This window comes from Flavobacterium sp. RSSB_23 (genome assembly GCF_051547145.1).
Lineage (GTDB): Bacteria > Bacteroidota > Bacteroidia > Flavobacteriales > Flavobacteriaceae > Flavobacterium.
In genome coordinates this window covers 1-319 of record NZ_JBPTTO010000066.1, presented here as the reverse complement: position 1 = coordinate 319, position 319 = coordinate 1, and the positions used below count along the sequence as shown (strand labels likewise).

Annotated in this window: 1 pseudogene; it reads right to left on the bottom strand. The window is 44.2% G+C overall.

The features are described from left to right. Window positions 1-319, bottom strand: a pseudogene (locus ACSVH9_RS16395) (hypothetical protein); the annotation flags it as partial.

Genomic DNA, 319 nt, shown 5'->3' with positions numbered 1-319 from the left:
AAGGTTATCAACTGTTGCAGTGGTACCCACTACAGTATTGGAAGCATTTTTCCAAGAATAGGTTACTGTGCCCACAGCTCCAGTTACAGCACCCGCAGTTACAGAACCCGTGCTGGCTCCAAAGCAAGAAGCATCAGTTTTAGAAGAAGCACCCAAAGCCAAAGCTGCTTCAGGTTGTCCAATAGTTACAGAATTGGATTCAGAAGAACAAGAGTCAGATACAGTTACAGTATAGGTTCCAGCAGGAAGGTTATCAACTGTTGCAGTAGAACCCACTACAGTATTCGAAGCATTTTTCCAAGAATAGGTTACTGTGCCC